This window comes from Streptomyces mobaraensis NBRC 13819 = DSM 40847 (genome assembly GCF_017916255.1).
In the GTDB taxonomy this organism is placed as follows: Bacteria; Actinomycetota; Actinomycetes; order Streptomycetales; family Streptomycetaceae; genus Streptomyces; species Streptomyces mobaraensis.
The window spans coordinates 6936475-6950826 of the sequence record NZ_CP072827.1; the positions used below are offsets into that span (position 1 = coordinate 6936475).

The following is a 14352-nucleotide window of genomic DNA, read 5'->3' on the forward strand; positions in this document are numbered from 1 at the left end:
GGACGTCCGTGAGCCACCACACCAAGCACGCCCACAAGCACTCCACCCGGCAGCGGCACGCCGCGGAGCACCGCGAGTCCGCCGCCCACGAGCAGCCGCCGGACGACCGCCCCGAAGGCGGCGCGGACGAGCGCAGGCCCACCGCGGGCGTCGTCCACCGGGACGGCGGGCGGACGGTGACCGTCACCATCCCGGTCGACACCATCGCCGGGGTCGCCGTCGAGGCCGTCAAGCTGCCGATCACCGCGGCGCAGCGGATCCTCCCGGCCAAGGGCGGGCTGCCCCTCTACCTCGGCGTGGGCGCCCTGGGCGTGGCGGGCGTCCTGGACTGGCCGGTGGCCGCAGGCATCGGCATCGGCTACGCCGTCCTCCGCAAGGGCGGCGACCTCAGGCCGCCGCCGTCGCACCGGGAGGACACCGCCCACGGCCGCCCGGCGGGCCGGGCCGTGACCGGCGGCTGACCGGCATGCGGTGTGGCGGCCCGGGTACTCGGGTGGTCCACGCACAGCGCCGCGGAAGGGACAGCAGCATGAGCGACACCACACCGTCGCAGGCCGAGGGGGAACGGGACGACGAGCCCCCGGAGCGGGTGCATCCCGACACGCCGCACACCACGCCGTCCCAGGCGGAGGGCGAACGGGATGACGACGACGAGGAACCCCGGAACGGCTGACGGCCGGACGGCCCGAGCCGTCGGGGTCAGGAAGGCCGCTGCCGGCCCGCCGCGAACGCCCGGCCCCGGCGACGCCAGGCCACCAGTACCGCCGCCAGGCCGGTGATCGCGATGAACGCCACGGCGGCGACGAATGCGGGGGACCCGGGCGACGCGGCATGGCTGCCGGCGATCACGTACGCGGTGGTGCTCGGCGCGCTGCCCAGCGCGGTCGCCAGCAGGAACGGCCCCCAGCCGACGCGCGAGACCGCCGCACAGTAGTTCGCGGCGGCGAAGGGCACTCCCGGGAAGAGGCGCACCGCCAGCATCGAGCGGAAGCCGTGGCGGCTGAGCTGCCGGTCGGCCGACCGGAGCCAGCGGGCGCGCAGCAGCGGGCGCAGCGCGCGCTGTCCGAGCAGCCGGGCGAGGCCGAACGAGGCCGCCGAGCCGAGGACCGTCCCCAGCAGCGCCGCCACCGCGCCGGCCTGGGTGCCGAAGAGGGTGCCGGCCGCGACGCTCAGCACCGGCCGGGGGACGAACGCCGCCGTGCACAGCCCGTACGCACCCGCGAAGAGGACGAACGCGAGACCGTACGGCATCCCCGCCGGGAGGCCCTCGCTCAACAGCCGTTCGGGATGGCAGGCCAGGACGGTGGCCACCGCGCCGGCGACGATCAGCACCAGCAGGGTCAGCCGGGACCAGGGGGAGGCGAGGGCGCGCACGAGGCGCCGCTCGGCGGGGCCGGGGGCAGGCGCGGCGGATTCGTGCACCGAAGGAGCGTAACCGACACGGCGGCACGCGCGGTGTGATCGGCGGATGAAGTGAGGGGCGCGTCGGGGCACACAACGACCGACACGGCCGGCGGGGCCGGGCGGGAAGGGGCGGGGGAGACGGAGCGCCGGAGGGCCGCTGGGCAGGCTGTCGCCGGATGCTTCAGGTGCCGGCGGGTCGTGGGGTCGGACGGCCGCGTTGGTGGGACGCGAGGTGATCGCTGGGACGCGAGGTGATCGGGTGTCGGCGAGGATCTCGGGCACTGCGGGCGGGGCGTCGCCGGGCGACTCAGGCGTCAGCGGGCCCCCGGGGCGTCACGCGCCGGAGGCGGTTTCAGGCGCCCCCGCGAGCCGTAACCCGGCCGCGCGCCCGGCCCGTGTAGTGCTCGGCGAAGTCCGTCGCCGCGGCACGGGAGGTGACCAGGTGTCGCAGGCGGGCCCGGCGCAGTCGTGCCTCCATCGCGTCCTCGCCCGGATGCGGGTGGAACAGCCGGGTCAGCCATGCCGAGAACTCCTGGGCCTGCCAGACGTGCGCCAGGCAGGTCCGCGTGTACGCGTCCAGCGGCTCGCGGTCGCCCCGGCCGTACCAGGCGGCCAGCGCCCGGGCGAGTACGACGGCGTCCGCCACCGCCAGGTTGAGGCCCTTGGCGGCGGTCGGCGGGACGATGTGGGCGGCGTCGCCGGCGAGGAACAGCCGACCGTACTGCATCGGTTCGACGACGAAGCCGCGCATGGACGTGATCCCGTGCCGGCTGAGCGGCCCCTCGTGCAGCGGCTCGCCGGCCGGGCACAGCCGGGTGCGCAGCTCGGCCCGGATGCGGTCGTCCGGCCATCGGGCCAGGTCCTCGTCGGGCGCCACCTGGAGGTAGAGCCGGCTGACCGTGGGGGAGCGCATGCTGTGCAGGGCGAAGCCGCGGTCGTGGACGGCGTAGATCAGCTCCTCGCCGGCCGGCGGCGCGGCGGAGAGCACGCCCAGCCACGCGAACGGGTACGTCCGCTCGTACTGGACCGGCCGGCCGGCGGGCAGGCCGCGGCGGGTCACGCCGTGGAAGCCGTCGCAGCCGGCGACGAAGTCGGCGCGGACGACGGTGGGTTCGCCGTCGAGGGTGCACCGCAGGGTGGCGGCGACCCCGGTGAGGTCGCCCAGCGCGATGTCGTCCACGCCGAAGTACGGGGGCTCGCCCGCCTCCGTACGGGCGCGGATGAGGTCCTTCACCACCTCCTGCTGCCCGTACATCGTCACCGTCCGGCCGCACAGCTCCGCGGTGGACAGCCGGTGCCGCTCCGCGTCGAAGCGGAGCTCGAACCCCTCGTGCACCTGGCCCTCGCGGTCCATGCGCCCGCCCACCCCGCTGTCGCGCAGCAGGTCCGCCGTCCCCTGTTCCAGCAGCCCGGCCCGTACCCGGCCCTCGACGTACCGCCGGTCGCGCCGCTCCAGGACGACCGAGCGGACGCCGTCGAGGTGCAGCAGGTGGGCCAGGACGAGGCCGGCCGGGCCCGCGCCGACGATCGCGACCGGGGTGCGCAGCGTGCGCATCGCGTTCCCTTCCTCTGGTCGTGATGGGGTGTCAGCCGGTGACGGCGGGCCGGCGGCCGGGGAACCCGGCGCCCAGCAAGCGCAGCAGCGGGGTGGCCTTGACGGCGGTCTCCTCGAACTCGGCGGCGGGGTCCGAGAGTGCCACGATCGCCCCGCCGACGCCGTACGTCACCCGGCCGGGGGCGGCGACGGCCGTGCGGATGACGATGCTGAGGTCGGCGGCGCCGGACAGGGACAGGTAGCCGATGGCGCCGGAGTACACGCCGCGTGGCCCGCCCTCCAGTTCGTCGATGAGGCGCATGGTGCGGATCTTCGGCGCCCCGGTCATCGAGCCGCCGGGGAACGCGGCCCGGACGCAGTCCACCGCCGAGCGGCCGGGGCGCAGCCGGGCCCGGACGGTGGAGACCAGTTGGTGGACGGTGGCGTAGGTCTCGACGGCGAACAGCTCGGGTACGTGGACCGAGCCGACCTCCGCGCACCGGCCGAGGTCGTTGCGGACCAGGTCGACGATCATCAGGTTCTCCGCCCGGTCCTTCTCGCTGGTGCGCAGGTCCTCGCGGAGCAGCGCGTCCTCGGCGGCGGTGCCGCCGCGCGGCCGGGTGCCCTTGATGGGCTTGGACTCCATCAGTCCGCTCGCGGAGACCCGGAGGAAGCGTTCCGGGGAGGTGCTGAGCACCGAGAGGGAGTCCAGGAGGAGCAGCGCGCCGAAGGGCGCGGGGCTGGTGCGGCGCAGGAAGCGGTAGGCGTCCCAGGGGACGAGGGTGCCGTCGGCGCGCATCATGTTCGTCAGGCAGACCTCGTACGTCTCGCCGCGGCCGATCGCGTCCTGGCAGGTGTCGATGGCGGTGAGGTAGGCGTCGCGGTCGTGCCGCAGCCGTGGTGCGGAGAGGCGGCGCTGCGGCGCGGGGGCCGGGTCGGGGCGGCGGCCGGCGAGGCGGGCCAGTTCGGCCCGGGTGCGGTCCAGCCAGGCGCGGGCCGGGCGTTCGTCGCCGGGTGCGGCGAGGGCGAGGAGGTGGGTGGTCGAGGTGAGGTGGTCGAAGACCACGGCCCGGTCCGCGTAGATCATGACCGCGTCCGGCTCGGTGGAGCGGTGGGCGCGGTCGCCGCCGCACTCGGCCTTGAGCTCGTACCCCAGGTAGCCGACCCAGCCCAGCGTGAACTCGAACGGCAGCTCGGGGACGTCGACTCGGCGGGCGGCCAGGTCGCGGTCGAGCCAGTCGAAGAACGGGCCGCCGACGATCTCCACCCCGTTCGCGGAGGTCACCGTGACCGTGCCGTGCCAGACGTCGGCCGAGACCACGCGGGCCAGCGGCCCCTCGGCGTCGCCCATGGCGGAGAACCGGCCGAGGGAGGTGTCCGTGGCGCTGCTGTCCAGCCAGAACGCGTGCCGGGAGGAGCGGAAGAGGCGGTCGAAGACCACCTCGTCGGGGACGCGGGTCGGTATTCGCTCGGCGAGCACGCGCCAGCGGGGGCCGGGGGCGGCCGTGGCGGGAGTGTTCGCGGAGGCGGACGGTGAAGGCGCGGCCGGGGTGGTGAGCGCGCGCCAGGGCGCCGGGCGTGGGCGGCCCGTGCGCCGGTGCCAGTCCGCCGTCAGATCGCGGAAGTTGCCCAGCAGCCGGTGGCCGTGCTCGGTGCACACCGACTCCGGGTGGAACTGCACGCCCCACAGCGGCCGGTCCCGGTGGCGTACGCCCATCAGCACGCCGTCCGGCGTCGCCGCGAGGGCCTCCAGGTCGGGCGGGAGGTCGGTGACGGCCAGGGAGTGGTAGCGGACGGCGTCGAACGGGGACGGCAGCCCGGCGAACACGTCCGTCCCGGAGTGCAGGACGGGCGAGACCCGGCCGTGGCGGACCTCCGGGGCGCGGCGCACGGTGGCTCCGGCCAGATGGCAGATCCCCTGGTGGCCGAGGCAGACGCCGAGCAGCGGCAGCCGGCCGTGCTCGACGAGCTCGCGGCATATGCCGAAGTCGGCGGGGCGCTCCGGAGTTCCCGGGCCCGGGGAGATCACCACGTTGTCGAAATTCCGCAGTTCCCCGGCCGACGGGCAGGGATCGTCATTGCGGAGCACCACCGGCTCCATGCCGTTCACTTCCGCCAGGTAGTGGAAGAGGTTGTAGGTGAACGAGTCGTAGTTGTCGACGAGTAGCGTACGCACCGTTGTTTCCCCCGTAATTCCGGCGGGCCGCGGCATGCGCCCCCGGTGAAAGCGGCGTGCGCGGCCCGGCGCCTCGCGCTCCACGGATTCCCGCGGTATTTCCCGGCATTCGCGCCGCCCGGTTCCTCGGTGGATTCCCCGGCGGCGAACAGGAACGCGCGGGCCGCTGCCGTGCCGATGATCGCGCGTGGAAAGTGTGCAGGTTCAGCGTTCCGCGGCGCGCGGCGCGAACGGGCCGGGGCGGCGCGGCCGGCCGCCGGCCCGGGCCGCGGCCCGGACATCCCTCATGGCAGTCCCCCCGTGGGCCGCTGCTCGGGGCGGGCTCCGCACCACGCGCCCTCGGATGCTCAGCGGCCTGTCAAATGACAGGATGTGGGCGCCAATGACCCGATGTCAAGGGCGTTCCGGAAGCCTTATCCGTATTTCCTTTCGAAAGCGGCCGGCCGGGAAGCTGATCGATTTCAGGGGCGCGCGACGCCGATGGCGACGGGTGCGCGTCCGGGTAAGGCGTACGCAGTCGAACAGCCTTGACGCCGCGTGGGCGCTGCTGCTCTGCTGAAGACGGCCGGCTCGCGCGGACCGGCTTTTGTGGCACTTTCTGATGCCACATCAGACGAACGGGGGAGCGCCGCCGATGGAGGCCGGAATCAATTTCTTCCCGGATGTACACCACCGCGACAAGGCGGCGGACCGGTATTTCGCCGAGTGCCTCGAGCTGGTGGAGCTCGCGGACGGGCTCGGCTACCACCACATACGCATCGTGGAGCACTACTTCCACCAGTACGGCGGCTACTCCCCGAACCCGATCGTGTTCCTCGCCGCCGCCGCGGCCCGCAGCCGTAACCTGAGGCTGATCACCGGCGCGGTGCTGCCGGCGTTCAACCACCCACTGAAACTCGCCGGGGAGATCGGAATGCTCGACGCCATCTCCGGGGGACGGCTGGAGGTGGGCTTCGCCCGGGCGTTCCTCCCGCACGAGTTCCAGCGGTTCGGGGTGGACATGGACACCAGCCGGGCCCGGTTCGACGAGGGCGTGGACGCGGTGCGGCGGCTGCTGACCGAGGAGGACGCGGCCTTCGACGGCCGCTTCCACTCCTTCCCGTCCACCACCTCCCTCCCCAGGCCGACACAGCGACCGCACCCGCCGCTCTGGGTGGCCGCCCTCTCCAGCGAACAGAGCTTCCGGCGGGCCGGCGAACTCGGCTGCGGCGTCATGGCCAACCCGCTGGCCGCCGACACTCTGCGGACGTACCTGGAGATCTACCGCACGGCCTGGCAGGCGGCCGGACACCCGGGACGCGGGCGGGTGATGCTCGCCTTCCACATGCACTGCGCCCCCGACCGGCGGACCGCCGAGGCCCGCGCCGAGGAGCCGGTCAACGCCTATCTGCGCAGCCTGGCCGCCGCCGCCTCGGACTGGACCAGCGGGGCGTCGAGCGCCGACTACCCCGGCTACCGGCAGATGATCGAGAAGTTGGCGGCCGACGACTTCCACTCCGTACGCGCCCGCTCGGCGGCCCTCGTCGGCACGCCGGACGACGTCGTGGACCGGCTGTGGGAGGTCCACGACCGCTGCGGTGGCTTCGAAGTGGCCAGTCTCCAGGTCAACTTCTCCACCCTGGACCCGGTCCTGGCCGCGGAGTCGGTCGCCCTGTTCGGCGAGCGGGCGCTGCCCCGGCTCCGGGCGGAGCGCGGGCCCGGCCCGCGGGCGGCGTGATGGCGGAGCACCCCGCACCGCGTGCGTCCCTGGACGGACCTGCCCCCGCCTCCCCGGTCACCGACTACCGGAACTCGCTGCGCCGCAGCCGCGAAAGCCGCGACCGCCGTGACCGGCCGGCGGAGTTCCGGCTCGCGGGCCGCGACTGGACGCTGCTCGACGACGTCTTCCCGCCGGTCTACTCACCGTCCACCGGCACGTTCCTCGACCTCCTCACCCGCCTCGGCCCCCGGGGCTTCCCGCGCGGCGGCACGGTGCTGGAGGTCGGCTGCGGCGCCGGCGTGATCGCCGTCAGCGCCGCCCTCGCCGGCTGCGCGCACGTGGTCGCGACGGACGTCAACCCGCACGCCGTACGCAACACCGCGCTCAACGCGGCCCGGCACGGGGTGGCGGCCCGGCTGCGGTGCCGGGAGAGCGACATGTTCGCCGCGCTGGCCCCGGACGAGACCTTCGACCTCGTCTTCTGGCACGCCAACTTCGTCCTCGCCCCCGAAGACCCCGAGGACCTGCCCCCGCTGAGCCTCCACGACCTCGCCTACGTCGATCCTGGCTACCGGGCCCACCGGGCGTTCCTGCGGGAGGCCCCGGACCGGGTGCGCCCCGGCGGCGCCGCGCTCCTGGGGTTCGGCAGCCGGGGCGACGCGGAGGCGCTGCGCCGGCTCGCCGACGCGGCGGGCGTCACGCTGACGGCCGTGGCCGCGCGGGAGGTACGGGAGCGGGACGACGTGGTGGAGTACCGGCTGCTGAGGCTGGACCGGGGCGGCCCGGCGGCGGGAGGAGCGGCCGGGTGAGCGGACCGGAGCGGGAGCCGCGCGCCGGCGGGGGAGCGGTGCTCGCGGTGTGCGTCCTGCTGGTCGGGGAGTTCCTGGCCATCTTCGACGTCTCCGTCGTCAACGTGCTGCTGCCCGTGGTCCAACGGGACCTGGGCGCGGGCGACGCGCAGACGTACCTGGTCGTCGCCTGCTACGGAATGGCCTACGCCAGCCTGCTGGTGACGGGCGGCCGGCTGGGCGACCGGTACGGGATCCGGCCCCTCTTCCTCGCCGGTACGGGCCTGTTCGGCCTGGCCTCCGTGGGCTGCGGACTGGCTCCCTCGATCGAGGTGCTGGTCGCGGCGCGGGCGGCCCAGGGCGTCGGGGCGGCGCTGCTGTTCCCGCAGGTCCTCGCCGGCATCCAGACCGTCCTGCCGCCCGCCCGCCGGGGCGCGGCGGTCGGGGCGTTCGGCGCGGTCCTGGGCGCGGGCTCGACGCTCGGCCAGCTCGGCGGCGGCGTGCTGACCCGGCTCGACCTCGCCGGCAGCGGCTGGCGGTCGGCGTTCCTGGTGAACGTGCCGGTCTGCGCGGCCGTGCTCGTCGCCGGCCGCGCGCTGCTGCCCGGCCACCGGCCGCGGGCCGGCACCGGACGGCCGGACCTGCCGGGGGCCGCGCTGCTGGCCGTCACCGTGGCCGCGGCGGTGCTTCCCTGGTCGCTGCCGGGGAGCGGGCCGGGCCGCAGCGTCCCCGCGCTCCTGGTGGTCGCCGTCGCGGGCACCGCGTTCGTCCGCTGGGAGCGCCGCCTCACCCGGGCCGGCGGCGCTCCGCTGCTGCACACGGCGCTGTTCCGGCGGTGGACGTTCGGCGTGGGGCTGGTGCTGTGCCTGGTGTTCTTCGGTACGCAAGTGCCGTTCTATGTGGTGCTGTCGCAGACGGCCCAGGACGGCGCCGGGCTGAGCCCCCTGGCGTCGGCCGGGCTCTACGCGGGGCTGGGCACGGCGTTCCTCGCGGCCTCGGTCGCCGCGGGGCGGGCGGACCCGCGCCGGGCGGTCCTGCTGACCACCTGCGGCCCGGCCCTGATGGCCGCCGGCTACCTGGGCCTGTCCACCCTGCGGGCCGACCAGCTCCACCCCGCCGACGTACCGGCCACGGTGTTCCTGGTCCTCAACGGCCTCGGCGCGGGCGTCGTGGCGCCCACCCTGATCCGCTTCGTCCTCACCGGCGTCGACGCCCCCCTGTCCGGCGTCGCCTCCGGACTCCTCGCCACCGCACAGCAGATCGCCAACTCCGTGGGCGTGATGATCGCCGGTGCCCTCTTCCGCGCCACCCGCGGTTCCGGCGGCTCCGGCGGCTCCGGCGGCTCCGGTGTTCTGTCCGGCTTCCACGGCGCGCTCTGGTACTTCACGGCCCTGGCGGCCGTGACGGTGGCGCTGGCCGTGGTGGTGGCCCGGGGGCAGGAGGGGGAACGGGCGCGTCGTGAGGCGGTGGAGACGGCGCAGGCGGTGGGGGACGCGCGGGCGGCGGGCCGGGAGCGCTGAACACGGGCGGATGCGGCGCGCCGTGGGTTCGAACGGGCGGCAGGCGGCCCGTACCGCGGCCTCGGGGCCGTGCCCGGGGACGGGCGCGGAACGGCCCGTCGTGAACGCCCCGTCAGGTGTCCGATCGTCGGCGCCCGCCGTGCGCCCCACCCCGGCGAAAACCATTCGACGCCTCCCACGGCGTGAGCGAGCATCAGAAGCATGTTCCGGCCCGCCCCTCGCGTGAAGACGCCCGCTCCCGCGGGCGCGCTCGGGGCCGGCCTGTCCGGTGACCCGGCCCCCGCGTCCATGCCCTCCGGCATGCCCGTGCCTCCCGGCGCGCCCGTCGGCGCGCCCACGCGGACGCGACGCTGACCCTTCCCGGATCGTCCCCGGCGGCCCCGTACGGGGAGGGTCGGCCAGGCCGCGGGGCCCACGACGATCCAGTCCGGCACAGCACCGGAGAACCGGAGTCCGCAGCATGTCCCTGTCCCAGCAGGCGTCCACCCGTACCAAGCCGCACCTCAACATCGGCACCATCGGCCACCTCGGCCACGGCAAGACCACTCTCACCTCGGCCATCACCAAGGTGCTCGCGGCCCGCGGCACCGGGACGTTCGTCCCCGTCACCGGGCTCGACCGCGCGCCCGAGGAACTCGCGCGCGGCGGCACCGTACGCGCCGCGCACCTGGAGTACGAGACCGACGTCCGGCACTACGCCCACACGGACCTGCCCGGGCACGCGGAACGCGTCACCCGGGTGGTCGCCGGGCTGGCCCGGCTGGACGGGGCCGTCCTGGTCGTCTCGGCGGTCGACGGCGTGGAGCCGCAGACCGTCGAACACGTCCTGCTGGCCCGGCGGATGGGCGTCGAGCACCTCGTCGTGGCGCTGAGCAAGACCGACGCCGCGCAGCCGGAGCTGACCGAACTCGTCGAACTCCGGGTCCGCGAGCTGCTCTCCGCGCACGGCTACCCCGGGGAGCTCACTCCGGTCGCCCGGGTCTCCGCCCTGGGCGCCCTGTCCGGCGACCCGCGCGCGACCGCCGGTATCGAGGCGCTGCTCGACGCCGTCGACACCTACCTCCCCGACCCGGCGCGGTGCGACGACGCGCCCTTCCTGCTGCCGGTGGAACGGATGCTGGTGCTGCGCGGGGTCGGCGCCGCCGTCACGGGCACCGTCGAACGCGGCAGCGTACGCCTCCGGGACCTGGTCGAGGTGCCGGAGGCGCTGGACCTCACGGTCGTGACCGGCCTGGAGAGCTTCGGCCGCCCGCTGGAGACCGCCCGGGCCGGCGACCGGGTCGCCCTGCTGCTCCGCGGGGCGCAGGGGCACGAAGTCCGGCGCGGGGACGTGGTGGTCGCGCCGGGTAGCGTCACCGTCCACCGGCGCTTCACGGCGCGCCTGCGGGTGCTCACCCCGGCGGAGGGCGGCCGCCGTACCCCGCTCACCACCGGCTGCCGCGCCACGTTCCACTTCCGCACGGCCGCCCTGACCGGCCGGCTCGACTTCGACACCCGCGGCCTCGAACCGGTCGGCCTCGAACCGGCCGGCATCGAACCGGTCGGCATCGAACCGGTCGGTCTCGAACCGGTCGGCATCGGCTCGCACGGTCTCGACCCACACGGCCTCGCCCCGGACGTCCCCGGCTCACACGGCCTCGCCCGCCCCGGCGAGACGGTGGGCCTCACCGCCGTCCTCGACCGCGGGACCCCGCTCGAACCGGGGCTCGCCTTCGCCCTCCGCGAGGGCGGACGCACCGTCGGCACCGGCACGGTGACCGCCGTGGCGGACCGGCCGGCCCACGGCGCCCGGCAGAATGGGGCACGTGGATGAACGGATACCCGTGACCCGGGACGTGGCCGGTGGCACCGCCAAACTGCTGCCTGACGTCGACCGCGAGCGCGCCTGGCTGCTGACGGTCGACGGCGCGCCCCAGTCGTACGTCGACCTCGGTGACCCCGAGCACCTGGAGTTCGAGTACGCGCGGCGGATCGGGCACGTCCTCGACACCGCGGCCGACCCGGGCCGCCCGCTCGACGTACTGCACCTCGGCGGCGGCGCCCTCACCCTGCCGCGCTACACCGCGGCCACCCGGCCCGGCTCCCGGCAGCGGGTGGTGGAGGCCGACCGCGGGATCGTCGACCTCGTCGCCGAACACCTGCCGCTGCCCGCCGGTTCGGGCGTCACCGTCCGCGCCGAGGACGCCCGGGCCGCCCTGGAGAACGCCCCGGACGCCTCGGCGGACGTGATCGTCGCCGATGTCTTCGGCGGCTCGCGGGTGCCCGCGCACCTCACCTCCGTCGAGTACGCCGGCTCGGCCGCCCGGGTGCTCCGCCCCGGCGGCCGGTACGCGGCCAACCTGGCCGACGGGGCGCCGTTCGACTTCCTGCGCTCGCAGGTCGCGACGTTCGCGGCGGTCTTCCCCCGGCTGTGCCTGATCGCGGAGGCGCCGGTGCTGCGGGGCCGCCGGTTCGGCAACGCGATCCTCGTCGCCTCCACCGCGGAGCTGCCGCTGGACGCCCTGGCCCGGCGCGCCGCCGCCGACGCCTTCCCGGCGCGGGTCACCCACGGGGACGCCCTGGCCCGCTTCGCGGCGGGGGCGGTCCCGGTGGGCGACCGGGAGGCGGTCGGGTCGCCGGAACCGCCGGGCGGGGCGTTCGGGATCGGGTGACGCGGCCGGTTCCCCGGAGGTCGCTCAGGAAGCGGACGGCAGCGGGCGCATCGAACTCATGATCTTCTTGATGACGTCGTCCGGCACCTCGTCCTTGACGCCCTTGGCGGAGTACAGCACCCATGTGACCAGGTCGTTCTCCTTGTTCTTGAACGTCAGGGTGAACGCCTTGCCGTCCGTCGCGCAGGCGTCGGACTTCGCGACCCCCGTCACCGTGGCCGACGAGGTGTAGCCGCTGACGCCGTGGTCACTGGTGAACGGCTTGGCCTTGGCGCCCGCGAAACGGCCGGTCTTCTTCTGGTCGAAGGCGGCCCAGACCCAGCTCAGCGCCTCGGTCTCGGCGGCGTCGGCCTCGCTCTTCGCGCCCTGCGCGCCCTTGGTCCCGGTGCCGCCCAGGCTGTTGTCGGCCTTGCACGCGCCGTCCTTGTAGCTGGCGACGGAACTCATGCTGATGACCGACTTGCCCTTGTCGTCCAGGAAGCCGGACGACATCCCGGGCTCGACCTTCCAGTCCGGCGGGACGTCGAAGACCGCCAGCCGCTTGGTGCTGATGACGGGCTTCCAGCCGTTGATCACCGGCTTGACCCCGTCGTCGTCCCCCCGGCCGCCGCCCGACGGGTCCGGGGTCGACGAGCCGCTGGTGGACGGACTCGGCGACGCCGAGCCGGACGCGGGCGCCGAGGCCGGCGGCTTGGGGTCGTCCTGCGCGGAGGTCTTCTCGCCGTCGTCCTTCAGGACGACGAAGCCGGTGACCACCGCGGCCGCCACCACGGCCAGGGCCGCCGTGACCGCGATGACGGTGGTGCGCCGGCCGCCCCCGCCCGTGCCTCCGCCTCCGCCCGACGGCGGCATCGGGGGACCCGGCGGGGCCTGGGGAGGCTGAGGCGTCTGGAGGGTGGGAGGTACCTGGGGTGCCTGAGGCGTTTGATGTGCCTGAGGCGTCTGCCACTGCGGCCCGCCGGGCTGCCCGGCTCCGGATCCGCCTCCGACCGGCTGGGCGTAGGGGTTCTGCTGGGGGGAGCCCGGCCCCGGCTGCTGGTACGGATTGGGCTGCGGGTACCCCGGCTGCTGGTACGGGTTCGGCTGCTGCGGGTTCTGCTCGCCCCCGTTGGCGGGCTGCTGTCCTGGCCACATGGCCGACAACGATAAGGGGCCCAGGTGACAGGTATCGCCGCCGACCCTTTCCGCCCACCCCTACCGGCTGGTAACTTCGCCGCATGTCTGACACGACCCAGCCCTCGATCGGCGATCTGCTCGCGGCCACCGTTCCGATGGTCCGCACCCTCAACCTCGTCTACGAGGTGACGACCCCCGAGCGGGCGGTGCTGCGCCTGCCGGACCAGCCGGAGTACCGCAACCACGTGGGCGGCCCGCACGCCGGCGCCATGTTCACCCTGGCCGAGTCGGCGAGCGGGGCGATCGTCCTGGCGGCCTTCGGTGACCACCTGTCGCGGATGACGCCGCTGCCCGTCCGGGCCGAGGTCGCCTACAAGAAGATCGCCAGGGGCGAGGTCACCGCCACCGCCGTGCTCGGCCGGCCGGCGGACGAGGTGCTCGCCGAACTCGACGCCGGCGGGCGCCCCGAGTTCCCGGTGCGGATCTCCCTCACCCGTGAGGAGGACGGAGCGGAAACGGGCGAGATGTCCGTTGTGTGGACACTGCGTCCGAACAAATAGCCGTTCCCCTCAACCGCTCGCCCCGGAGTTGAGTCCTTACCTCCAGTAGGCTTCCCGGCGTGCGCCGTCTCGGCGCACGCCGGGAACAGGTCGTCAACCGGGGAGGAACCGGCGTTGCACATCCAGGAGTGGCTCGAATCCGTACCGGCGGTCGCCGTCTACCTGCTGGTGGGCGGGGTCATCGGGCTGGAGAGCCTGGGCATCCCGCTTCCCGGCGAGATCGTCCTCGTGAGCGCCACGCTGATGGCCGCCACCCAGGACCACATCAACCCCTACATCCTCGGGGCCTGCGCCGTCGCGGGCGCCATCATCGGCGACTCGATCGGCTACCTGATCGGCCGCAAGGGCGGCAAGCCGCTGCTCGACTGGCTCGGCCGCAAGTTCCCCAAGCACTTCGGCCCGCACCACGTCGCCACCGCCGAGCGCTCCTTCCAGAAGTGGGGCATGTGGGCCGTCTTCGTCGGCCGCTTCATCGCCCTGCTGCGCATCTTCGCCGGCCCGCTCGCGGGCGTGCTGCACATGCCGTACTGGAAGTTCCTCATCGCCAACGTCCTCGGCGGCATCGTCTGGGCCGGCGGCACCGTCGCCCTCATCTACACGGTGGGCAAGGCGGCCGAGGAGTGGATCGGCAAGTTCTCCTGGGTGGGCCTGCTGGCCGCCGTGCTCTTCGGGGTGGGCTCCTTCGTCGTCATGCGGATCAAGGCGAAGAAGGCCAAGGCCGAGAGCGAGGCCGCACCGGCTACCGAGCAGCCGGAGGCGGTCCCGGCGGGCGACTGACCCGCTCCGCCCCCGTCGCTTCTGTGATCTTCACCCCATCCGGCCCCGACGCCTCCGCGCGTCGGGGCCGTCGGTCTACCGTGCCGGGGACGACGGCGACTCCCTGACGACGGCGAAGAGGAGCGGA

At 74.7% G+C, this 14352-nt stretch carries 12 protein-coding genes and 2 pseudogenes; 10 read left to right on the forward strand and 4 right to left on the reverse strand.

Annotated elements, in window-relative coordinates:
* The first annotated feature begins 8 nt into the window (after positions 1–8).
* Both J7W19_RS29970 and J7W19_RS29975 read left to right on the forward strand, forming a co-directional pair.
* On the forward strand, positions 9–461 hold the full coding sequence (locus J7W19_RS29970) for a hypothetical protein (RefSeq protein WP_004940129.1): 453 nt from the start codon (positions 9–11) through the stop codon (positions 459–461).
* Between the two features lie 68 nt (positions 462–529).
* Positions 530–673: a hypothetical protein gene (locus J7W19_RS29975; protein WP_004940128.1), complete on the forward strand. Its 144-nt coding sequence runs from the start codon at positions 530–532 to the stop codon at positions 671–673.
* Between the two features lie 26 nt (positions 674–699).
* On the opposite strand, the gene J7W19_RS29980 is transcribed toward J7W19_RS29975, so the two are convergent.
* The 3 genes from J7W19_RS29980 to pabB all read right to left on the reverse strand — a co-directional run bounded on the left by J7W19_RS29980 (position 700) and on the right by pabB (position 5114).
* Entirely contained in the window at positions 700–1422 is a 723-nt protein-coding gene (locus J7W19_RS29980) for a TVP38/TMEM64 family protein (protein ID WP_233478195.1), read from the reverse strand.
* A 334-nt stretch (positions 1423–1756) separates the two neighbouring features.
* On the reverse strand, positions 1757–2959 hold the full coding sequence (locus J7W19_RS29985; protein WP_004940125.1) for a 4-hydroxybenzoate 3-monooxygenase: 1203 nt from the start codon (positions 2957–2959) through the stop codon (positions 1757–1759).
* Positions 2960–2990: 31 nt separating this feature from the next.
* Positions 2991–5114, reverse strand: coding sequence for an aminodeoxychorismate synthase component I (gene pabB, locus J7W19_RS29990; protein ID WP_004940123.1), 2124 nt, complete (start codon positions 5112–5114; stop codon positions 2991–2993).
* A gap of 634 nt (positions 5115–5748) precedes the next feature.
* On the opposite strand from pabB, the gene J7W19_RS29995 reads away from it, so the two are divergent.
* From J7W19_RS29995 to J7W19_RS30015, 6 genes and pseudogenes are all read left to right on the forward strand, one after another.
* Positions 5749–6831: an LLM class flavin-dependent oxidoreductase gene (locus J7W19_RS29995; protein WP_004940120.1), complete on the forward strand. Its 1083-nt coding sequence runs from the start codon at positions 5749–5751 to the stop codon at positions 6829–6831.
* Positions 6831–7622 carry a methyltransferase domain-containing protein gene (locus tag J7W19_RS30000; protein WP_004940118.1) on the forward strand — a complete coding sequence of 264 codons (792 nt, stop codon included), beginning with the start codon at positions 6831–6833 and terminating at the stop codon, positions 7620–7622. The genes J7W19_RS29995 and J7W19_RS30000 overlap by 1 nt, the downstream gene beginning before the upstream one ends.
* The gene (locus tag J7W19_RS30005) at positions 7619–9121 is read left to right on the forward strand and encodes an MFS transporter (RefSeq protein WP_004940116.1); all 1503 of its coding nucleotides are present in this window, start codon (positions 7619–7621) and stop codon (positions 9119–9121) included. Before J7W19_RS30000 ends, J7W19_RS30005 begins: the two co-directional genes overlap by 4 nt.
* A 466-nt stretch (positions 9122–9587) precedes the next feature.
* Positions 9588–10607 (forward strand): annotated as a pseudogene (locus J7W19_RS30010) (GTP-binding protein); the annotation flags it as partial.
* 138 nt (positions 10608–10745) lie between these two features.
* A pseudogene (locus J7W19_RS33710) lies at positions 10746–10934 on the forward strand (EF-Tu C-terminal domain-related protein); the annotation flags it as partial.
* Positions 10927–11772 carry a spermidine synthase gene (locus J7W19_RS30015; protein ID WP_004940111.1) on the forward strand — a complete coding sequence of 282 codons (846 nt, stop codon included), beginning with the start codon at positions 10927–10929 and terminating at the stop codon, positions 11770–11772. The pseudogene J7W19_RS33710 and the gene J7W19_RS30015, both read left to right, overlap by 8 nt.
* A gap of 24 nt (positions 11773–11796) precedes the next feature.
* Here the strand turns inward: J7W19_RS30015 and J7W19_RS30020 are convergent, their stop codons facing one another.
* Positions 11797–12906, reverse strand: coding sequence for a hypothetical protein (locus tag J7W19_RS30020; RefSeq protein WP_040887997.1), 1110 nt, complete (start codon positions 12904–12906; stop codon positions 11797–11799).
* An 83-nt stretch (positions 12907–12989) separates the two neighbouring features.
* Here J7W19_RS30020 and J7W19_RS30025 point away from each other — a divergent pair, with 83 nt between their 5' ends.
* Positions 12990–13448, forward strand: coding sequence for a DUF4442 domain-containing protein (locus J7W19_RS30025; RefSeq protein WP_004940107.1), 459 nt, complete (start codon positions 12990–12992; stop codon positions 13446–13448).
* 114 nt (positions 13449–13562) lie between these two features.
* Positions 13563–14225, forward strand: coding sequence for a DedA family protein (locus tag J7W19_RS30030; RefSeq protein WP_004940105.1), 663 nt, complete (start codon positions 13563–13565; stop codon positions 14223–14225).
* The last annotated feature ends 127 nt before the right edge of the window (positions 14226–14352 follow it).

Excerpts from the sequence above, each read along its gene's own strand:
- J7W19_RS29995 (WP_004940120.1), top strand. The coding sequence starts at position 5,749 with ATGGAGGCCGGAATCAATTTCTTCCCGGATGTACACCACCGCGACAAG.
- J7W19_RS30020 (WP_040887997.1), bottom strand. The coding sequence starts at position 12,906 with ATGTGGCCAGGACAGCAGCCCGCCAACGGGGGCGAGCAGAACCCGCAG.
- J7W19_RS29985 (WP_004940125.1), bottom strand. The coding sequence starts at position 2,959 with ATGCGCACGCTGCGCACCCCGGTCGCGATCGTCGGCGCGGGCCCGGCC.
- J7W19_RS29975 (WP_004940128.1), top strand. The coding sequence starts at position 530 with ATGAGCGACACCACACCGTCGCAGGCCGAGGGGGAACGGGACGACGAG.
- J7W19_RS30025 (WP_004940107.1), top strand. The coding sequence starts at position 12,990 with ATGTCTGACACGACCCAGCCCTCGATCGGCGATCTGCTCGCGGCCACC.
- J7W19_RS30000 (WP_004940118.1), top strand. The coding sequence starts at position 6,831 with ATGGCGGAGCACCCCGCACCGCGTGCGTCCCTGGACGGACCTGCCCCC.